The sequence below is a fragment of the Myxococcus sp. AM010 genome (genome assembly GCF_013372585.1).
GTDB classification, from domain to species: domain Bacteria; phylum Myxococcota; class Myxococcia; order Myxococcales; family Myxococcaceae; genus Myxococcus; species Myxococcus vastator.
In genome coordinates this window covers 86,996-107,740 of record NZ_JABXEO010000018.1, presented here as the reverse complement: position 1 = coordinate 107,740, position 20,745 = coordinate 86,996, and the positions used below count along the sequence as shown (strand labels likewise).

Annotated in this window: 16 protein-coding genes; 9 read left to right on the top strand and 7 right to left on the bottom strand. The window is 71.3% G+C overall.

The window, feature by feature from the left end; all coding sequences use genetic code 11:
• Positions 1-173: 173 nt before the first annotated feature.
• From HV826_RS12100 to HV826_RS12075, 6 genes are all read left to right on the top strand, one after another.
• Complete coding sequence (locus HV826_RS12100) at positions 174-3,338, top strand: type 2 lanthipeptide synthetase LanM family protein (protein WP_255217171.1); 3,165 nt, start codon at positions 174-176, stop codon at positions 3,336-3,338.
• On the top strand, positions 3,335-3,550 hold the full coding sequence (locus tag HV826_RS12095; RefSeq protein ID WP_176417165.1) for a mersacidin/lichenicidin family type 2 lantibiotic: 216 nt from the start codon (positions 3,335-3,337) through the stop codon (positions 3,548-3,550). Before HV826_RS12100 ends, HV826_RS12095 begins: the two co-directional genes overlap by 4 nt.
• A gap of 30 nt (positions 3,551-3,580) precedes the next feature.
• Positions 3,581-3,793, top strand: coding sequence for a mersacidin/lichenicidin family type 2 lantibiotic (locus HV826_RS12090; RefSeq protein WP_176417164.1), 213 nt, complete (start codon positions 3,581-3,583; stop codon positions 3,791-3,793).
• 71 nt (positions 3,794-3,864) lie between these two features.
• On the top strand, positions 3,865-4,080 hold the full coding sequence (locus tag HV826_RS12085; protein ID WP_176417163.1) for a hypothetical protein: 216 nt from the start codon (positions 3,865-3,867) through the stop codon (positions 4,078-4,080).
• The gene (locus tag HV826_RS12080; RefSeq protein ID WP_176417162.1) at positions 4,077-6,278 is read left to right on the top strand and encodes a peptidase domain-containing ABC transporter; all 2,202 of its coding nucleotides are present in this window, start codon (positions 4,077-4,079) and stop codon (positions 6,276-6,278) included. Before HV826_RS12085 ends, HV826_RS12080 begins: the two co-directional genes overlap by 4 nt.
• A gap of 89 nt (positions 6,279-6,367) precedes the next feature.
• A complete protein-coding gene (locus HV826_RS12075; protein WP_176417161.1) occupies positions 6,368-7,813 on the top strand; it encodes an amidase in 1,446 nt (481 codons plus the stop codon).
• A 59-nt stretch (positions 7,814-7,872) separates the two neighbouring features.
• On the opposite strand, the gene HV826_RS12070 is transcribed toward HV826_RS12075, so the two are convergent.
• Positions 7,873-8,994, bottom strand: coding sequence for a proprotein convertase P-domain-containing protein (locus tag HV826_RS12070; RefSeq protein ID WP_368670895.1), 1,122 nt, complete (start codon positions 8,992-8,994; stop codon positions 7,873-7,875).
• Between the two features lie 213 nt (positions 8,995-9,207).
• Between HV826_RS12070 and HV826_RS12065 the strand changes: the two genes are divergently transcribed.
• On the top strand, positions 9,208-11,022 hold the full coding sequence (locus tag HV826_RS12065; RefSeq protein WP_176417159.1) for an NUDIX hydrolase: 1,815 nt from the start codon (positions 9,208-9,210) through the stop codon (positions 11,020-11,022).
• A 34-nt stretch (positions 11,023-11,056) separates the two neighbouring features.
• Here HV826_RS12065 and HV826_RS12060 read toward each other — a convergent pair whose 3' ends face one another.
• Positions 11,057-12,112 (bottom strand): hypothetical protein, encoded by a 1,056-nt coding sequence (locus HV826_RS12060; RefSeq protein WP_176417158.1) that lies wholly within the window; start codon positions 12,110-12,112, stop codon positions 11,057-11,059.
• Between the two features lie 313 nt (positions 12,113-12,425).
• Between HV826_RS12060 and HV826_RS12055 the strand changes: the two genes are divergently transcribed.
• Both HV826_RS12055 and HV826_RS12050 read left to right on the top strand, forming a co-directional pair.
• Positions 12,426-13,313, top strand: coding sequence for an ATP-grasp domain-containing protein (locus HV826_RS12055; protein WP_176417157.1), 888 nt, complete (start codon positions 12,426-12,428; stop codon positions 13,311-13,313).
• Between the two features lie 142 nt (positions 13,314-13,455).
• Positions 13,456-14,151, top strand: coding sequence for a hypothetical protein (locus tag HV826_RS12050; protein WP_176417156.1), 696 nt, complete (start codon positions 13,456-13,458; stop codon positions 14,149-14,151).
• An 89-nt stretch (positions 14,152-14,240) separates the two neighbouring features.
• Here HV826_RS12050 and HV826_RS12045 read toward each other — a convergent pair whose 3' ends face one another.
• The 5 genes from HV826_RS12045 to HV826_RS12025 form a co-directional block, all read right to left on the bottom strand.
• Positions 14,241-15,413: a TIGR03118 family protein gene (locus HV826_RS12045; RefSeq protein WP_176417155.1), complete on the bottom strand. Its 1,173-nt coding sequence runs from the start codon at positions 15,411-15,413 to the stop codon at positions 14,241-14,243.
• Between the two features lie 146 nt (positions 15,414-15,559).
• Positions 15,560-16,894 carry a replication-associated recombination protein A gene (locus HV826_RS12040; RefSeq protein ID WP_176417154.1) on the bottom strand — a complete coding sequence of 445 codons (1,335 nt, stop codon included), beginning with the start codon at positions 16,892-16,894 and terminating at the stop codon, positions 15,560-15,562.
• Positions 16,895-16,927: 33 nt separating this feature from the next.
• On the bottom strand, positions 16,928-17,554 hold the full coding sequence (locus HV826_RS12035; RefSeq protein WP_176417153.1) for a YigZ family protein: 627 nt from the start codon (positions 17,552-17,554) through the stop codon (positions 16,928-16,930).
• Between the two features lie 43 nt (positions 17,555-17,597).
• The gene (locus tag HV826_RS12030) at positions 17,598-19,031 is read right to left on the bottom strand and encodes an aldehyde dehydrogenase family protein (RefSeq protein WP_176417152.1); all 1,434 of its coding nucleotides are present in this window, start codon (positions 19,029-19,031) and stop codon (positions 17,598-17,600) included.
• Between the two features lie 36 nt (positions 19,032-19,067).
• On the bottom strand, positions 19,068-20,705 hold the full coding sequence (locus HV826_RS12025; RefSeq protein ID WP_176417151.1) for an acetolactate synthase large subunit: 1,638 nt from the start codon (positions 20,703-20,705) through the stop codon (positions 19,068-19,070).
• Positions 20,706-20,745: the final 40 nt, after the last annotated feature.

Below are 20,745 nucleotides of genomic sequence, written 5' to 3'. Positions count from 1 at the left end.
AAACGAGAGGACGCGTGGACATCACGCAGAGGCAGGACGAGGCGAAGCCGGGAGCCAACACTCCGTCGCGATTCGCACGCTGGGCACGGGCCGCCACACTGGCTGAGCGGGCTGAATCCACTCCCAAAACCAGCGCGACGCGACGCGACACATCCGCCGCGGCGCGCAAGCGATTGGATGCATGGCGTCAGCAGGAGCCCTTCGGGCAGGCGGACTGGTGGCGGCGCAGATTGCAATCCTCGGGGCTGACCGAAGCGGAGCTGCTCACGCTGCTGGAGGTGCCCACCGAGGCGCCCTGGGCCCCGCCTGCTGAAGTCCCCGGCTGGGTGCGGGTGCTGGAGCGCGCCTACGCGGAGCCCTCGCACGCGCCCGTCCCCTGGCCCGAGCGCACGGAGGGCCCGGACCGCTCGGCCTTCCTTCCACTGGTGGAGCCGCTGGTGTCGCGCGCCGTGGCGCAGCTCACCGCCGCGCTGACGCCCCTGAAACACGCCGCGCCTGGGCTCGACCTGGAGCCGGGCGTCGTCGTCTCCACGATGCTGGGTCACCTGCCCCAGGTGCTGGCACCGGTGCTGGGCCGCGCCATGGTGGTGGAGCTGCACGCCGCGCAGTTGGAGGAGCTGCTCGCCGGAGACACCCCGGAGGCGCGCTTCCAGGACTTCACGAAGCGGCTGCGCCAGCCGCAGGTCGCCCTGGACATCCTGGAGCGTTACCCGGTGCTGGCCCGCTGCGTCGTCCTGCGCATCGCGGAGTGGGAGTCCAACTGCCTGGGGCTGATGAAGCGGCTGACGCGGGACGCGCCCCTGCTCTGGCCGCGGTTCAACGCGGGCCGGTCTCCCGGCGCGCTGGAGGAGGCGCGCGGCGGCTTCTCCGACCCGCACCGGGGCGGCCAGGGCGTCTTCATCCTCCGCTTCGAGTCCGGGCTGCGGCTCGTCTACAAGCCGCGCTCACTGGGAGCAGAGGCGGGGCTCCAGCAGCTCCTCGCGTGGCTCAACGCGCGCGGCGCCACGCCCGCCATGAAGGGCGCGGAGGCGCTGGACCGGGGAGAATACGGGTGGATGGAGTACGTGGCCCCCGCGCCGTGCGCGTCCACGGAGGAGGTCCGGCGCTTCTACGAACGTCAGGGCGCCTATGTCGCGCTGATGCACGCGCTGGACGGCACGGACCTGCACTTCGAGAACCTCATCGCCGCGGGTGAGCACCCGGTGCTGGTGGACGTGGAGACGCTCTTCCACCCGGTGTCGGGCACGCGCACGCTCCGGGACTCCGAGCACGCGGTGGAGGCCCCACCCATTTCGGTGCTCCGCAGCGGGCTGCTGCCGCAGCAGTTCTGGGGCACGCGCACGAAGGCCGGGGTGGACCTGAGCGGGCTGGGCGCTCGGGCAGGTCAGCTCACGCCGCAGGCCTACCTGATGACGGCGGAGCGAGGAACGGACCGGATGCGCTTCGAGCGGCGGCCGGTGGCGATGCCCGGCGCCAACAACCTGCCGCGCCTGGAGGGTGAGGCCGCGCCCGTGCTGACCTACCGCGACGCGCTGGCCGCCGGCTTCACCCGCATGTACGGCCTGCTGCTGGAGCACCGCGAGGCGCTGCTCGCGGAGGTTGGGCCGCTGGCCGCCTTCGCGCGCGTGCCCATGCGCGTCCTCTTCCGCAACACGGCGGTGTATGGCGCGCTCCTCTACGAGAGCTACCACCCGCACGCGCTGACAGACGGTCTCGAGCGCCAGCGCTTCTTCGACCACCTGTGGCGCGCCGCCGTGCCTGTCCCGGACTTCGCCGCGCTCGTGCCCCTGGAGACGGAGCAGTTGGAGCGGGGAGACCTGCCGTACTTCACCGCGCGCGCCGATTCGATGGACCTGGAGGCGGGCTCGGGCCAGCGCCTGCCGGACTTCTTCCAGGAGACGGGCATGGCGCGCGTGCGCCGCCGGCTGGAGGGCCTGTCGCCAGAGGACCAGACGCGGCAGCGCTGGGTGCTGGAGCGCTCGCTGGATGTCCTGCTGCTGAGCTCCGGGACGGTGGCGCGGCCGAGCTATCCGTTCCAGGAGCACCCCCAGCCGGACCTCCGCGACGCGCTGCTCACGGAAGCCCGACGCGCGGGCGAGCGGCTGCTGCCGTTGGCCTTCGAGCGCCGCGGCGAAGCGCACTGGCTGGGCCTGGACGCGGGCGAAGGCGGCTGGCGGCTCGGGTCACCCGGGCCGGATGTCTTCCAGGGGCGCGCGGGCATCGCGCTCGCGCTGGGCTACCTGGGGGACGTCACGCGAGACGCGCGCTTCACGCGGCTGGCGCGGTCCACGCTGCGCACCCAGGCGCGCATCCTGGCGGAGGAGCCCGCAAGCGTGGTGGGGCTGGGCGTCCTCAACGGCTGGGGCGGCATCCTCTACGCGCTGACGCACCTGGGCGTGCTGTGGAAGGACGACGCGCTCCTGGACGAGGCCGCCGGCTACGTCCCGCGGCTGCGGCCCCTGGTGCAGAAGGACACGGTGCTGGACGTGGGCGCGGGCGCCGCGGGCTGCCTCCTGGCGCTGCTGGTGCTCGGGGAGCACCGCCCGTCAGACACGCTGTGGGCCACGGCGGACGCCTGCGGCCAGCGGCTGCTGGAGACGTCCACGCCCCAGGCCCGGGGCGCTGCCTGGATTTGCGAGGCCGCCGGGAACCGCTACCTCGCGGGCATGGCACACGGCGCCGCCGGCATCAGCCTGGCGCTGCTGCGGCTGTTCGCGCGCACGGGCGATACGCGCCTGCGTGACGCCGCGGTCGCGGGTATGGCGTACGAGCGCGGGCTCTACTCCCCCCAGGAGCGCAACTGGCCCGACCTGCGCGTGGGCGCGAAGGAGCTGGCGGCGGCCGTGGACGGGGCGGAGCACTTCCTCTGGGCGTGGTGTACTGGCGCCCCCGGCATCGGACTCGCGCGACTGTCCGGCCTCCCCTTCGTGGACGACGCCGCGGTGCGCGAGGAGCTTGCCATCGCGCTGGACTCCACGCTGGCGCGAGGCTTCGGCCGCAACCACGGCTTGTGTCACGGCGACCTGGGCAACGCGGACTTCCTGCTGGAAGCGGCGGCCACGCTCGGGGACTCGAAGCTCCAGGAGCGCACGAACGCGGTAGCGGGCGGCATCCTGCGCGGCATCTCCGGGCACGGCTACCTCTTCGGCCTGCAAGGCAGCACGGAGACGCCGGGCCTGATGGTGGGCCTGGCGGGCATCGCCTACGGACTGGCGCGGCTGGCCATGCCGGAGCGCCTGCCCTCGCTGCTGGCTGTCGCGCCGCCACGAATCGTCCGAGGTGAAGGGCTGGGCACCTCGGATGGCCGTCCCTCCAGCCATGTCCAGGAGCAGTCATGAGCCAGAAGAAGGAACACATCCTCCGTGCGTGGCGTGACCCCGAGTACTTCAACAGCCTGTCGTCGGAGGAGCGCGCGGCCCTGCCCGCCAACCCCGCCGCCGAACTGGAGCTGGGGGACGACCTCCTGGAGGTCATCACTGGCGGCGACGCCTGTCTGCCCGGCCAGTCCAGCCCCTACTGCACGCCGTGCCCGCCGTTCCACTGCTTCTGAGCCACCCCTCTTTCCTGTCCAGGAGCAGTCATGAGCCAGAAGAAGGAACACATCCTCCGTGCGTGGCGTGACCCCGAGTACTTCAACAGCCTGACGTCGGAGGAGCGCGCGGCCCTGCCCGCCAACCCCGCCGCCGAGCTGGAGCTGAGCGACGAGGTCCTGGAGCGCATCACGGGCGCGGACAGCTGCGAGCAGTTCGGCAGCTACCACTGCACGCCGTGCCCGCCCTACGTCTGCCTGTAGCGAAGAAGCCATTGGGGGGCTGGCTCAGTCCCGGGCCAGTCCCCCACCCCATGCGCTAACGTCCCGCCACGATGCAGCCACCCACCGACGGCCGCCCCTCCATCTTCCGCAAGGAAGCCCTGGCGCACTACCAGCGCGTCGTGCAGGACGATGGCGATTTGCTGCGCATCGGTGGCCGGTGGACGCGGTGGACCTTCGCGCTCCTGTTCGTCTTCGGCCTCGCGCTGGCGCTCGGTGTCCTGGCGTGGCCGGCGCTCATTGCCCCGGAAGGAACCATGCCGCCATGACGGCCGAGGCGCCGCGGCAGCCCCAGCGCGGGTGGAGGCTCCGCCTGCGCAGGCGCGTGCCCGAAGTGCGGCAGATGACGATGACGGACTGTGGCGCCGCCTGTCTGGCCATGGTGCTGGCCTACCACGGCCGCCACATGGGCCTGGACGCGGTGCGGGAGGTGACAGGCCCCGGACGCGACGGCGCCAGCGCGAAGGCGCTGAAGGCCGCCGCCCAGAAGCTGGGCCTGCGCGTGCGCGCCATCTCCGTGGACCTGGACCGCCTGCCCTTCCTGCCTCCGGCCACCATCCTCCACTGGCGCTTCACGCACTACGTCGTCTTCGAGCGGCTGGGCCGCGGCTGGGTCGAGGTGGTGGACCCCGACCAGGGCCGCCGCCGCGTCTCCATGGAGCAGTTCAGCCAGTGCTTCACCGGCGTGGCGCTGCTGCTGGAGCCGTCCGACAGCTTCCAGCCGGGCCACTCGCGGCGCGGGCCCTACCGCTACCTGGTGCCCCTGGTGAAGCGGCAGGCCGGCACGCTGGTGAAGGTCCTCGCGCTGTCCGCCGTGCTCCAGGTGCTGACGCTGGCGGTGCCGCTGCTCACCGGCATGGTGGTGGACCGCGTGGTGCCCCGGCAGGACTACTCGCTGATGGGCGTGCTGTCCGCGGCGCTCGCGGGCGTGTTGCTCTTCGAGCTGCTCTCATCGGTGGTGCGCGGCCAGCTCCTGGTGGAGCTGCGCACCCGGCTGGACTCGCAGATGACGCAGGGGCTCCTGGACCACCTGGTGAGCCTGGCCTACCCCTTCTTCCAGCTCCGGCCCGCGGGAGACCTGCTGACGCGGCTGGGCTCGCAGCAGGCCATCCGCGAGCTGCTCTCCACCGGCCTCTTGTCCAGCGCGCTCGACGGGGCGTTGGTGCTCCTCTACCTGGGCCTGCTGCTGGTGGCGGACGCGTCGCTGGGGCTGCTGGTGGTGGGCCTGGGCCTGTTGCAGGTGCTGGTGTTCGCGCTGCCCCGGGCCCGCCAGCGCAGCCAGCTGTCGCGCAGCCTGGACATGGGCGTGCGCAGCCAGAGCTACCTGATGGCCATGCTGTCCGGCATGCAGACGCTCAAGGCCTTCGGCGTGGAGGGCCGCATGGTGGGCAGCTACGCCAACCTCTACGTGGACCTGCTCAACGTGGAGCTGGAGCGCGGCCGGCTCTCCGCCTGGCTGGACGCGCTGACAGGCACGCTGCGCCGCGTGTCCCCGCTGGTGCTGCTGTCCGTGGGCGCGTGGCGCGTGCTGGACGGCGCGATGTCCCTGGGACAGATGCTGAGCATCAACGCGCTGGCCACCGCGCTCTTGGTGCCCCTGTCCAACCTGCTGGGCACCGGCGGGCAGCTCCAGTTCCTGAGCACCTACCTGGAGCGCATCAACGACGTGCTGGACACACCGCCGGAGCGCGACGCGGCGCACCAGGGCCGCGCGCCCACGCTGCGCGGCGCCGTCACCCTGGAGGACGTGCGCTTCCGCTACAACCCCCACTCCGCCTGGGTGGTGCAGGGCGTGTCGGTCAGCGTGGAGCCGGGGCAGATGGTGGCGCTCGTCGGCCGCTCGGGCGCGGGCAAGAGCACCCTGGCGCACCTGCTGCTGGGGCTCTACCTGCCCACCTCCGGCCACGTCCGGTATGACGGCGCGGAGCTGGGCGAGCTGGACTTGCGCGCGGTGCGCAGCCAACTGGGCGTGGTGCTGCAGGACGCCTCGTTCTTCAACGCGTCGCTGCGGGAGAACATCACCCTGAGCGACCCGGACCTGGACATGGACCGTGTCGTGGAGGCCGCGAAGCGAGCCCACATCCACGACGACATCATGGCCATGCCCATGCAGTACGACACGCCGCTGACGGACCGGGGCCTCTCCATGTCCGGCGGCCAGCGGCAGCGGCTGGCCCTGGCCCGCGCCCTGGTGCGCAGGCCCGCCATCCTCCTGCTGGATGAAGCCACCAGCGCCCTGGACGCCACCACCGAGGCGAACGTGCAGCAGGCGCTGGCGTCCTTGAAGTGCACGCGCGTCGTCATCGCCCACCGGCTCAGCACGGTGCGCGACGCCGACACCATCCTCGTCATGGAGGCCGGCCAGGTGGTGGAGGTGGGCCGGCACCAGGAGCTGCTGGAGCGCCAGGGCACCTATGCGGCGCTGGTCAATGCACAACGCGAGGAGCGCACCCTGGCGACGGGCTGAGGCGCCTGGAGTACGACCCGGGAATCATGAATATCCTGCTTCCCGCGACCGGCTTGCCACATCTCCGCCGGCGCGCCTGCGAGGGATTCATGAACCTGGATGACTACAGCCGCTTTGACGCAGTGGGATTGGCGGAGCTGGTACGTCGGAAGGAAGTCGCCCCCGAAGAGCTGCTCCGGGTGGCGGTGGAGGCCATCCACCGCGTCAACCCGGCGCTGAACGCCGTCATCGACCTGCGAGAGGGCGAGGCGAGCGACGCGCTGAAGCAAGACGTCCCCGACGGCCCCTTCCGGGGCGTGCCCTTCCTCATCAAGGACATTGGCGTACACGCCGCGGGGGTGCCCACCGACATGGGCAGCCGGATGGCCCAGGGGACGGTGTTCCCCCATGACAGCGCGTTGATGGCGCGCTACCGGCGCGCGGGCCTGGTGCTGCTGGGCCGGACGAACGCGCCGGAGCTCGGCAACAACGCCACCACGGAGCCGGTGCTGCACGGGCCCACGCGCAATCCGTGGGACGTGAAGCGCAGTCCGGGCGGCTCCAGCGGCGGCTCGGCGGCGGCGGTGGCGGCGGGCATCGTCCCGGTGGCCCACGGCAACGACGGCGGCGGCTCGCTGCGCATCCCCGCGTCGCTCTGCGGCGTCTTCGGGCTGAAGCCCACGCGGGGCCGCAACTCGCTGGGGCCGGACGCGGGTGACTTCATCTTCGGCATGGGCATCGAGCATGTGCTGTCCCGCAGCGTGCGCGACAGCGCGGCCATGCTGGACGCCACCCAGGGCCCGGAGGCAGGCGACCCGTACTTCGCGCCGCCGCCGCGGGGGCCCTACCTGGAGGAAGTGGGCCGCGCGCCGAACCGGCTGCGCATCGCGCTGATGACGGAGGCCCCCATGGGCGCCCCGGTGAGCGCCGAATGTGTGGAGGCCGCGCGAGCGGCGGCGAAGCTGTGTACGGAGCTGGGCCACGAAGTCGTCGAAGCCGCACCCGAGCACGACGGCCAGTTGCTGCACGAGGCCGTCTCCACCGTCTGGTCAGCGACCATGGCGTCCCTGGTGGGCCTGCTGAGCCAGGTCTCCGGGCGCGACGCGGGACCGGAGCTGCTCGAGGCCTCCACCTGGGCGGTGGTGCGCCATGGCCGCGAGCTGAAGGCCACGGACCTGCAACGGGCGCTCGGCGTGTTCAACCTCGTGTCACGGCAGGTGGGCGCCTTCTTCCAACAGTACGACGTGCTGCTGTCGCCCACGGTGGCGGCGCCGCCCTTCCCGCTGGGCCTGCTGGACGCCAACGCGCCCCGGACGGCCCGCGAGTGGTACGACCACGCGTTTGGGCACTGCCCTTTCACCGCGCTGTTCAACGTCACCGGGCAGCCGGCCATGTCCGTGCCGCTGCACTGGAGCGCGGAGGGCCTGCCCATCGGCGTCCAGTTCGCTGGCCGGTACGCCGACGAGGCCACGCTGTTCCAACTGGCGGGGCAGCTCGAGCAGGCGCGGCCCTGGGCCCAGCGGCGGCCACCGGTGCACGTCACCCGGTCCGCGTAGCCGCCGTGGGACGCGCGGTGGGCCCTCGCAGCGCGAAGGCCCACCGCGAAGCAGCCGGCTCAGTCGTAGCGGCTGGTGAGCTTCAGCGTCCACGAGCGCAGCGTGCCGCTGCCCACGCCGGACGGGTTGGCGACGTGCAGCTTCCAGCGGCCGTTGATGCTGCCGTCACGCGGGATGCCCCGCGTCACGACGATGCGCGAGGGCGGCGTGCCCTCGTTCGGGCCGTCCCACAGCAGGGCCGTCTCGCCACCCGGGTCCTCCAGCGTCAGCACCAGCCGGTGCGGCGCGGTGTGGACGATGTCCAGCTCCACGTTGATGTCCATGGGCACCGTGGCCAGCCCCACCACGACGAGCGGCGCCGTCACCAGCGGGTTCGTCGACTGGAGCTTCAGGTCGGAGTACTCGATGAAGGAGGCCCCCATCCACGCCGGGGCGCAGTAGCCCTCCACCCAGCCCGACGCCAGGCCGATGCAGATGAGCTGCTCCGACGGGCACGCCACGAAGCGGGAGCACATGTCCCCGTTGCCCGCGACGTACGAGGCGTCCACGCAGCGGCCATAGGGGCTGGAGCCGTCACCGGGGCGGCCCTCGCAGACGAGCCCGGGCTGACAGATGCCAGGGCCCGTGCACGGGTCGCCTTCGGCCGCCTGCTGCGTGTGGGCCTTGAGCTGCCCCATCGTGACGGCGTTCACGTTCGCCAGCCGCGACAGCTGCACCATGTGAGAGATGGGGCGCGCCGCGACGAGGCTCTGCACCGCGGCCGCGGGGATGCCGAAGACAGTCTGCAGATTCGACGCGCTCTGCGTGTTCGCCGCGTGGATGGCGCGGCGGGCCTCCGCCAGGTTGAAGGCCACGCCGTGGAAGGTCCCCACGTGCCCGTCGACCGGCAGCTCCACGCGGCCCGTGCCCTTGGCATACGCCTCCAGCGCCGCGAGCGCCGCGGGGCCCACCTGCGGCACCGCGTCCACCTGCTCGATGCTCACGAAGCGGCGGTCATCGCCCGTGTGGAAAACGCCGTCCGGCCCCTCGCGGAAGTCCATCAGCGCCTGCGCCGTCAGGGCGTTCAGCGGCACCTCCAAATCCAACACGGTGAAGGAGATGGAGTAGTCGTTGAGGAAGGACAGCACGCCCTCCGCCGCGGGCGTCCCCGTGGCCAGCGCCTGCGCCTGCGTTCCGAGCACAACCGCCTCGTGCTCGACGTCCGTGGACGTCGGGGCGCCACAGCTGAACAGCGCGGGGAGAACCGTGGATAGCGAAAGAAACAAGGGAAGTTTGAGTTTCATGCGCACCGTGTAGCGCAAGACTTGTCCGGCGCACAGGACGTCACCCGTGCGTGACGCAATCCAACCGAACCCGTGGGGAATAGGCCCACCTCCGTGGCAGTCTTGCGCGCCATGCGAATCCCCCACGCGCTGTCCCTGGGCGCCGCCGCCCTCCTGGCGCTGTCGGCGCAGGCCGCCGCCCCCAGCCGTCCTTCTCCCACCTTGCCTTCGGGCTACTGGCCGGAGGAGAAGGTGGCCGAAGTCCTCGCCAAGACGCAGGAGGTCCGCCTGTCGCCGGACCTCTCCCGCCTCACGCCCGACGAGCAGGCGGCGGTGAAGGACCTGCTGGAGGTGGGCGCCATCTTCCAGGGCCTGTACGAATCCTCGCGCCACCACCAGGCGCTCCCGGCGCTCGCGAAGCTGGCGGCGCTGGACAAGAAGCTGGGCGGCCCCCAGCGCACGCGGGATCTGCTCACGCTGTACCGCCTGTACCAGGGGCCCATCGCCAGCACCCTGAGCAACGCGCGGGAGGCGTTCCTCCCGGTGGACGCGCAGGTGGCCGCGCGCAACGTGTACCCGGTGGACGTGACGCGGGCGGAGGTGGACGCCTTCCTGGCCGCGAACCCCGGCGAGCGCCAGTCCCTGCTGAGTGAGAAGACGGTGGTCCGCCGCGCCACGGCCGCCAACCTGCGCCAGGACGTGAAGGTCCTCCAGGCGCACCCGGTGCTGGACACGCTGCACCCGGGCCTGCGCCAGGCGCTGCAAGCGAAGGCGAAGCGGCCCGACGCCAAGGCGCTCTACGCGGTGCCGTACGCGGTAGCCTACGGGCCGGCGCTGGTGAAGGCCTACGGGCTGGTGATGCGCGCGGCGCAGCGGCTGGAGGCCAGTGACGTGGAGCTGTCGCGCTACCTGCGCAACCGCGCGCGGGACCTGCTCAGCAACGACTACGAGAGCGGCGACGCGGCGTGGGTGACGGGCCGCTTCCAGAAGCTCAACGTGCAGTTGGGCGCGTATGAGACGTATGACGACGCGCTCTTCGGCGTGAAGGCGTTCCACAGCCTTTCGGTGCTGCTGCGCAACGAGCCGGCCACGCAGGAGCTGCGCAAGCGCCTGGGCGGGCTCCAGGCGGTGGAGGACGCGCTGCCCTACGCCGCGAAGAAGCGCGTGCGCGAGGACATCCCCGTGGGCGTCTACGAAGTCATCGCCGACTTCGGCCAGTCGCGCGGCACCAACACCGCGAGCATCCTCCCCAACGACGCGCTCACCGCCCGCCGCTACGGCCGCACCATCCTCCTGCGGGAGAACATCATGCGGAACCCGGAGCTGTTCGCGTCCGACGAGCGCATCTGGCGCGCCGCGGTGGTGGACGCCCACGCCCGGGAGCTGGTCTCCGAGGGCAACTTCCAGCGCACCCTCTGGCACGAGGTGGGCCACTACCTGGGGCCGGACCGTGACCAGAAGGGGCGCACGCTGGACGACGCGCTGGAGGACTACGCGGGCGCCGTGGAGGAGATGAAGGCGGACCTGGTGAGCCTCTTCTCGCTGCAGGCCTTCCACAAGAAGGGTACGCTGGACGCCGCCGGGCTGCGCGCGGTGCAGGCCTCCGGCATCCGCCGCACGCTCCAGAACGTGCGCCCGCGCGAGGACCAGCCCTACCAGCGCATGCAGTTGGTGCAGTTCAACTGGTTCCTGGAGCACGGCCTCATCCAGGCGGACGCGCGGACGGCGCGCCTGAGCATCCAGTACGACAAGTACCCGGCCGTCGTGACGGCGCTGCTGGAGCAGGTGCTCGCGCTCCAGCACGGGGGCGACAAGGCGGCCACCTCGGCCTTCTTCCAGCGGTGGAGCGCCTGGACGCCGGAGCTGCACGAGAAGCTGGCGGCGCGCATCCGCGAGGCGCAGGGCGCCCGCTTCCGGCTGGTCCGTTACGACGCGCTGGGGGACTGAGCTGGAAGCGGGCGGCTCCCGCCGAGGCCCGGGCTCAGGCGTCCGGCGGGAGCACGGGCCGCAGGACGGCGACGCCGTACATACTGGACCGCGCCCCCTGAGTCCCGTGGACCGCGGAGTATTGTGCCTCCGCGTGGATGTACATGCTCACGTCCTCGAGCGCGGAGTCGCCGGTGAACTCATGCACGTACACGCCGCTCGTGTCACGCCCGGTGGCGCCGCCGAGCAGCGCCCAGCTCTCCGGCGCGGACTGCGTCAAGCGATAGCCATCCTCAGTCCGCTCGACGACCACCCAGTGCCCGACGACGTTGGTGGCCGCGCTGCCGTCATTGTTGAGCGGGCGCATGATGACCGCGCTCATCTCCCCGACCTCCATGTCCCCCAAGGACTCGAGGGTGGAGGCGGCGCGTTCAGGGGACAGCGTCTCAACCACGTTGCGGAACTCCACCTCCGCCGCCTCGAAGCGCAGCGGAGATCCGTCCCCGACGTCCAGTTCGACGGGGATGGGCTGCCCGTCCGGCAGCGCCACCTCGGAGATGGCGCCCGGAGCCGGCGTGAGCCCCGCTCTGTAGCCACTGGCCCCCCGCTCACCGAAGGCGCCCGAGTCCACCAACTGCTCCCAGATGGCTTTGGAGGAGCCCACGCCGTGCTCCATCAACACCGCGTCGATGGACTCGGCGGTGGTCCATTGAGGGAGGGCCTCCAGCAGCCGGTCGAACGCGGTGGCCGCGCAGTAGCTCGCGCCCGGCACCGTCTCGGCGACCACCGCGGGGACATCCGCGCTGTAGGACGTCCCGTCCTGGTGACTGACCTCTCCCAGCGGGAGGCCCGCGGGCCCCGGACGAGCGTCCGGCGTCACGGGCGTGAACCCTGGCGCCGTGGGCGTGGGCGTGGGCGGTTGATACTGCACGAGCACCGGGGCCCCCGGTGACTCCCCCGTGAGGTTGGGCCCCCTGGCGCGTGTGCTCCCCGCCAGCTCGAAGGAGGAGCGCCCGGAGTCGAACCGGGCTGCCGCGGGGGCCTGCCCTCGCGCGGGGTTGGCGGTGCTCGCGGTGTTGGAAGCGGCCTTGGGCTGAAGCTGGCGGCGCATGAGCTCCAAGGCCTGGAGCTGCGCTGTGGACGACGACGCAATACGAGATGAACTGGACACGACGGACTCCCCCTCTGTGTGACAGCTACCGGGTCCCCCAGGACCCGATGAAACATTCTACGCTGAACAGAAGATTCAACAACACCCCAAGTGAATCAAAACGGACTCTGGGAGCCACTCCACCCAGGGCGTAGGGAGCTGTATTCGCTCCCGTCACTCGCGGCGGCGTCACGGAAGCGGCCGTCAGGGTTCGCGCCCGCACGCGTCGGAGGTGCCCCCCCACACACCGCCACCTTTGATGCGAGGCTTCTGGATGCCAGGCTCCCGACGTCCGTCTCACGCGCGCGCCATCCTCTTCGGCCGGAATCCCACCCAGGACGACCCCTTCGACGTGGAGGCCGACGCGGCCGAAGCGCTCGGGGTCGACACCTACCAGGCCGACCTGGGGGCCCTCCTCTCCGGCAATGCCGAACAGGCACTGTCCACCCTCCCGGAGCGCGGCAGGCTCCGGCTCCTCTACCGCGGCTGGATGTTGACGGAGGAGGAGTACACCGCGCTGGACGAAGCCGTGTCCGCCCTGGGGCACCGGCTGACGACGACGCCCGAGCAGTACGCGGCGGCGCTCTACCTGCCCAACTGGTACCCCCAGCTCTCCCGCTACACCGCCCGCAGCGTCTGGACGGAGGGCACGGACGCGGCGGAGGCCTGGCACGCGGCCCAGGTGCTCGGCCCGCGGCCCTGGCTGGTGAAGGACCATGTGAAGTCGGCCAAGGAGCGCTGGGACGACGCCTGCTTCATCCCCGAGGGCACGACGCAGGCACGCTTCGAGCAGATTTGCGCCAACCTCGTCGACGAGCGCGGAGACCGCTTCGAACGAGGGCTCGTTGTCCGCAAGTTCCTCCCCTTCAAGGAATACGGCCGCACGCCGGCGGGCCCGGCCCACCTCGAGTTCCGGCTCTTCTTCGGAGGCGGCCGGATCCTCGCCGCCGAGCCGTACCACGAGTTCGACGTCGACGTGCCGGACTTCACCGGCTTCGAGCCCCTGGCCCGGCGCATCGACTCGCCCTTCCTCACCCTGGACGTCGCCATGCTCCAGGACGGGGGCTGGGCGGTGGTCGAGGTGAACGACGGCGGCGTCTCCGGACTGCCACCCGGGCTGGACCCGCGCACGCTCTTCGAGGCGCTGCTCGCCTCTCGCTAGACAGCGCGGCGACCGCCACTTTCCGGGACTGCCCCACCCCACGCGGCGGGGGCGTGTGGCGCGCCGAGCGGTGCGCCGCCGCTTTCACCCTCCCCCCGGATGCGCACAGTTTCGGACAGGACCCTATGACCGGGAGGAAGGCATGGCGCAGCCAGGCAGGCGTCGCATGTACCTGGGGGTGGCCGGCACGGCCGTGATGCTGCTGGGAGGCTGTGCCGCCCAGCGCTCCAGCGCGAAGGTGGAGAAGGAGTGGGTGGCGCGCGTCCCGCCCGGCGACCTGGGAAACGTGCGACAGGCGCAGCTCACGGAGGAGCAGGCCCAGGAGCAAATCACCCGCGCCCAGGTGGCCAGCCAGGACGCCGAGGCCGCGCGAGAGGTCGCCCAGCGCAACGAGGACGCCGCGAAGGCCCGCTATGAAGCAGGTGAGGCAGCGCTCGAGGTCGCGCAGGCGACAGGTGACGTCGCGGCCATCGAGCGGGCCCAGAGCGCCGCCTGCACGGCCCAGCACGCCCTCACCCTGGCCGAGGCGGAGACCGCCTGGCGCGACGACGCGGTGACGACGTCGAAGTCCCTGGAGGTCATGCGCCAGCGGGAGCTGGACGTGGCCGACGCCCAGCTCGAACAGGCGGAGTACGAAGCCGTCAACGCCAACGCGGACGTCCGTGCGAAAGAGCTGTCCCCTGGCGACTTCTCCAGCGCCGTCGCCGACGCCCGGCGAAAGGCGGCGGAGCAGCAACAGCAGGTGGACGCCAACCTCCAGCGCGAACAGCAGGCCAAGGCGCGCTGGCAGCAACTGCAGGACCAGGGCTACGGAGGCAGCGGCTCACAGCAGCCCTGAGCCGCGCCTTCACGGGGTAGCGTCCCACGTGACAGCGCGGGCCGGAGCACCGTGCTCCGGCCCGCGCCGCCCATGCCTTCTCATCCGCCTTACTGCACCTCGGGCTCCCGAGGCGCCTTCCACGGGGGCAGGCCCTGCGGACACGCGGGCATCATGTCGAGCCGGCCATAGAGGCCCTGCGTCTCATCGGCGGGCCCCGCGGTGAAGAAGAGCGCCTGGGCGGGCTGGCCCTGCCCGCCATTGCCGAAGCTCAGGGCCCAGAGCCCGTCGACCACGACAGGCTGCCCGTCCGACCGAGTGAGCGCACCCGCCCAGGCGCCCGAGGCCAGGTCATACGCGTGGATGGTGCCATCTCCGAAGTTGCCCACCAGCAGGTGGTTGCTGAACTGCCCGAAGCCCGCAGGCGCCAGGGCCATGCCCCACGGCGCGTTGAGCGCCCCCTGAGACGCGAACCGACGCAGCAACTGTCCGTTCAGGTCGAAGGCGTTGATGTAGCCCGCGCCCACGCCGGGCACGTCATCCGTGAGCCCCGCGTCCTGCTGCGCATACGAGACGTAGAGGGTGCCCTCGACGTTCTGGATGTTGAAGGGCGCGTACCCGGCGGGCAGCGATGGGTCCTCGAAAGCGCCCGGCATCGGCATGCGCGTGAAGCGGGAGTTGAAGACGTCGATTCGCCCGTTCCGGAAGTCCGCCGCGTACAGCATGGCGTCCGCCCCGCTCCCCGCCAGCGCGAGCCCCTTGTACACGGCGCCCGCGGTGGAGTTGTCCGCGACAGTCATCGCCCAGACCTCGTCCACCATGGGTGCCCAGGCGGCCAGGAGGCCCTGCTCCGTGGCGAAGATGAAGCGAGCGGGCCCCGAGACGCCCGTCCCCGTCACGACGAACGCTTCCGAGCCATTGAACACCACACCGGTGGGCGTCCCCGACTCGGCCACGCCAGGCGGCGCGGGGATGCCCACGATGAGGGGTTGCTGGACCCCGTTGCCGTCATAGAGCGACGACGTGCCCGTGCCGTTGTTCGCCACCCACGACACGCCCGTCGGGTTGAAGGCCAGGCCCCACGGGTTGATGAGGTGCGGGTCGACGTACTCCGCGCCCAGCGCGGGACTGTTGGCGACGAGGTTGCGCTGCGTGTATCCGCCCGCCACCGAGCAGTCAGCCGGCGGCGCGGGTGGCATCGCCGCCCTGGCGACCGGCACGGTGAAGACGGCGACGGCCGCGGACAGCACCCCTTGCATCAACGTGGGCCTGCGAGTGTTCATCACGATTCCCCCCCTCTGAGACGGCGAACCGCCGCGTGCTCATTGAGCAACAAGCTGGGAGGGCGTCTTCGGATGAACAACCCGGACTGCTGCCCAGTCGCATTGCACACCGGACGGCAATCACTGGCCCGCGAGGGCGACCCGGACTACTCGCCTCGGGACGCCTTGTCCGCACGCCACCAGTGGCTCATGCGCTCGTGAAGCTCCGCCTCGTAGCCTTCCTTGCTCGGGCGGTAGAAGACGGAACGCTCCAACTGCGCGGGCAGGTACGTCTGCCCGGGCACGTAGTGGTCCTTGAAGTTCCAGGGCGTCTGGTAGCCCTTGCCGTGCCCCAGCTCCTTCATCAGCTCGGTGGGCGCGTTGCGGAGGTGGAGCGGAGGCTCCGCGTTGGGGTGCTCCTGGAGCGCCGCCAGCGCCGCGTCCAGCGCCGCATAGGCACGGTTGCTCTTCTTCGCCGTGGCCAGCAGGACGACGGCGTGCGCCACGCAGATGCGCCCCTCTGGCATGCCCATGGCGTGGAAGGCCTCCTCGCAGTCACGCACGATGCTGATGGCCTCCGGCATCGCCATGCCCACGTCCTCCACGGCGATCACCTTGAGCCGTCGCCACAGGGACGCCACGTCGCCCGTCTGGAGCAGCTTCGCCGCCCAGAAGACGGCGCCCTGGACGTTGGAGCCCCTGCACGACTTCTGCAGCGCGCTCAGCAAGTCGTAGTGCTGGTCCCCATCCTTGTCGTGGCGGGACAGGCTGGTGCCCACCGCCTCGCGCGCCGTCTCGGGCAAAATCTCCGCGCCGTCCGCGGTGAGGCTGGCGGCCAGCTCCAACGCCCCCAGCGCCTTGCGCACATCGCCCACGCCGCCCTTCGCCAGCAGCGTCAGCGCCTCTTCTCCCACCGTCAGGTTGCGCGCCCCCAGGCCCCGCTTCGAGTCACCGAGCGCCCGCGTCAGCGCTGACTGGATGTCCGCGACGGTGAGCTCCTTGAGCTGGAACACACGACACCGGCTGACGAGCGCGGGGCGGACCTCGAAGCTGACGTTCTCCGTGGTGGCGCCCAGGAGGACGAAGAGGCCGCTCTCCACGTGGGGCAGCGCCTGCTCCTGCACGTTCTTCGCCCAGCGGTGAATCTCGTCGACGAAGAGGACGGTGCGGCGGCTGTACTGGTTGCGCAGGCGCTCGGCTTCGGCCACCACCTCGCGGATGCGGGGGATGCCGTCCGACACGGCGGAGAGGATGACGAACTCCGCGTCCACCCCGGTGGCCATCATCCGCGCGAGCGTCGTCTTACCCACCCCCGGAGGCCCCCAAAAGAGGGAGGAGACGATGGCCTTGCGCTCGATGAGTTGGCGGAGCGGACGTCCCGGACCCAGCAGATGGGACTGACCGATGAACTCGTCAGGCGTGCGAGGCCGCATCCGCTCCGCCAGGGGCGCGAAGCGATTCACGTCGACGGAGGCGGAGAAGAGGTCGGGACTAGCGCTCATCGGGCCGAAGGCTCCCCCCTCCGTGGCCCAGGGTCAATCATCCGAATCGAGCGGCTCGACGAGCACCTGTCCCATTGTCAGGTCGTTCAACGCGGTCCGCAGGGCCTCCACCTGGGCGACGGGCAGCTCCAGCCGATACCCCACGGTGGCCGAATACTCCTCCGCCAGCACCTGCGCCTCGTAGGACGGCAGCAGGCGGCGCAGCCCGTCGACGTGGGGGTACTCCACCTCGACGGCCAGTCGCGTCTTGCGCACACGCTCCGTGGTGGGGAGGCTTTCGAGCGCCTGCTGGACGCCGGCGGTGTAGGCGCGCACCAGCCCGCCCTTTCCGAGCAGCGTCCCACCGAAGTACCGGGTGACGACCATGGCCACGTCGCCCACGCCCCCGTGCAGCAGGGCGGTGAGCATGGGCCGGCCGGCCGTCCCATGGGGCTCGCCGTCGTCGCTCATGCCCACCTGGGCGGTGGAGCCCGGAGGCCCGACGACGAAGGCCCAGCAGTTGTGGGTGGCGTCAACGAACTCCTCGCGGACGCGGGCGATGAAGGCCTTCGCCTCCTCCACGGTGGGCGTGTGGGCGGCCGTGGTGATGAAGCGGCTCTTCTGGATGTCCTGCTCCACCCGGTGGAGCCCGGCCGGGATGGGGTAGCGCTTCTCGTCCATGGGTGTGTTGGAACAGTGTCACATATCCCAGGCCGCCTGGAGCTCACGCCTGACGCAGCACCAGCAGCCGAAGCTCCGTCATGTCCTCCATGGCGTACTTCACGCCCTCGCGGCCGAGGCCCGAGCCCTTCACGCCCCCGTAGGGCATGGTGTCGACGCGGAAGCTCGGCACGTCGCCGACGACGACGCCCCCCACCTCCAGCTCGTCCCAGGCCTTCATCGCCCGCGACAGGTCCTGTGTGAAGAGGCCCGCCTGGAGTCCGAAGCGCCCGCTGTTCACCTGCGCCAAGGCTTCGTCGAAGCTGTCAAAGGGCTGGAGCAGGACGACCGGGCCGAAGGCCTCCTCGCTGCTCAGCGACGCATCCTCGGGGACCCCCTCCAGCACCGTCGCGTCGAGCACCGGGCCACGCCGGCCGCCTCCCGCGAGGACCCGCGCCCCGCGCTGCACGGCCTGCTGAATCCAGCCCTCCAGGCGCCGCGCCGCGGGCTCGTCAATCATGGGACCCAGCGTCGTGGCCTCATCCGACGGGTTGCCCGGCCGCAGCGCCTTCGCCCGTTCGACGAGCCGCTCCCGGAGCGCGTCGTACAGCGACGCATGGACCAGCACGCGTTGCACCGAGATGCAGCTCTGCCCGGCCTGGAAGAAGGCCCCCTGCGCCACCCGGTCCGCGATGAAGTCCAGCGGCGCGCCCGGCGCCTCGTCCACCACGCAGGCCGCGTTGCCGCCCAGCTCCAGCACCACCTTCTTCCGGCCCGCCCGCGCCTTCAGCTCCCACCCCACCTTCTCCGAGCCCGTGAACGAGAGCAGCTTCAGCCGGTCGTCCTCGATGAGCGGCGCGATGTCCTCCAGCCGCACGGGCAGCACGGAGAAGGCCCCCTCGGGCAGCTCCGTCTCCGCCAGCACCTCCGCCATGATGAGCGCGCTCACCGGCGTGCGGTCCGACGGCTTGAGGATGAACGGGCAGCCCGCGGCGATGGCCGGCGCCACCTTGTGCGCCACCAGGTTGAGCGGGAAGTTGAACGGGGTGATGAACGAGCACGGCCCCACCGGCACGCGCTGGGTGAAGCCCCGGTAGCCCGCGGCGCGCTTCGACACCTCCAGGTTCAGCACCTCGCCCCCGCCGCGCACGGCCTCGTCGGCGGCGGCCTTGAAGGTCTCAATGAGCCGGTCCACCTCCCCCCGCGCGTCGCGCAGCGGCTTGCCCGCTTCGATGCAGAGCGCCAGCGCCAGCTCCTCCGCGCGCTCGCGGAAGCGGCGCACGCAGTGTTCGAGCACCGCCTGCCTCGCGTAGGGCGCCAGCTTCCGCATGGGCTCGGCCGCGCGGACGGCGGCGGCGATGGCTTCCTCGACAGCCGCGGCATCCGCGACCGCGACGTGCGTCACGACCTCGCCCGAGTACTTGTGGGTGACGGCCAGCTCCGCGTTGGGCTGCCGGGGACGGTTGGCCAGGTAGTACGGGTAACGTTCAGCCAGCATGGTGTTCCTCCAGTGTTCGCGAACCGTCGCTCCTTCTCAGAGCGCGGCGAGCTCCTCCGCACCCGCGCCGAGCGCTCGTGCGTTGTCCGAGTAGTCGATGGGCACGTCGATGACGTGGACGCCGCTCGACGACAGGCAGCGAGCCAGCGTGGCGCCGAACTCCGTCGCGCTGGTCGGCCGGTGGCCATGGGCTCCATACGCCTCCGCGTAGCGCACGAAGTCCGGGTTCCCCAGCGCCATGCCGAAGTCCGGCAGGCCCATCTCCCCCTGCTTCCAGCGAATCATCCCGTAGCCGTCGTCGCGCACGACGACCACCGTCAGGTCCAGCCCCAGCCGGACGGCCGTCTCCAACTCCTGCGAGTTCATCATGAACCCGCCGTCCCCGCAGACCGCCACCACCTTGCGGCGGGGATGCACCAGCTTCGCCGCGATGGCCGAAGGCAGCCCCGCTCCCATCGTCGCCAGCGCGTTGTCGAGCAGCAGCGTGTTGGGCCGGCGCGTGCGGTAGTAGCGAGCGAACCACAGCTTGTACATGCCGTTGTCCAGGCACACGACGCCGTCGTCCGCCAGCGCGCGCCGCAGCTCGGCGACGAGCCGCGCGGGGTAGATGGGGAAGCGGTCGTCATCCCCACCGTGCGCGAGCTGCGCCTCGAGCCCCGCGCGGAACTTCTCGAAGGGCGCGAAGTCCCAGTGCGCACGCTGCCCCAGCCCTTCACCGATGCGCCACACCGCGTTCGCGATGTCGCCCGTCACCTCCAGCTGCGGGAAGTACACGGGGTCCACCGCCGCCGACGAGAAGTTGAGATGCACCACGGTGCGGCGGCTGTCGCGCATGAAGAACGGCGGCTTCTCGATGACGTCGTGGCCCACGTTGATGATGCAGTCCGAGGCCTCGATGGCGCGGTGGACGAAGTCCCCTTCCGACAGCGCCGCCGTGCCCATCCACAGGGGATGCGACTCGTCCACGACGCCCTTCCCCATCTGCGTGCTGAAGAAGGGGATGCCCGTCTTGTCCACGAAGACGCGGAGCATCTCCGACGTGAGCTTGCGGTTGGCGCCCGCGCCAATCATCAGCAAGGGCCGGCGAGCGGAGGCAATCGCCTCGACGGCCAGCGCGATGGAGGCCTCGTCCGCCACGGGCCGGCGCTGGGCGCTGGGCGCCAGCAGCGGGGCGTCCGTCTGCTCCCGGGCCACGTCCTCTGGCAGCTCCAGGTGCGTCGCGCCGGGGCGCTCCTCCTCGGCGCGGCGGAACGCCTCACGCACGGCCGAAGGGACATGCTCCGCCGACACGAGCGTGCGCGTCAGCTTCGTCAGCGGGCGCATCATCCCCACCACGTCGACAATCTGGAAGTGGCCCTGCTTGCCGGCCCGGATGGGCTTCTGCCCGGTGACCATCACCATGGGCATGGCGCCGAGCTGCGCATAGGCGGCGGCCGTGACGAGGTTGGTCGCCCCGGGCCCCAGCGTCGACAGGACGACGCCCGCGCGGCCAGTGAGCCGCCCATACGTGGCCGCCATGAAGCCCGCGGCCTGCTCATGACGGGTGAGCACCAACCGCATGCCCGCGGCCCGCATGGCCTCGATGACGTCCAGGTTCTCCTCTCCCGGAAGTCCGAAGACGCTGCGCACGCCCTCCGCTTCCAACGCTTTGACGAACAGGTCTGCTGCCTTCATCGGGTGCCTCCTTCGCGACCTCGCGATGGGAGAACACTTA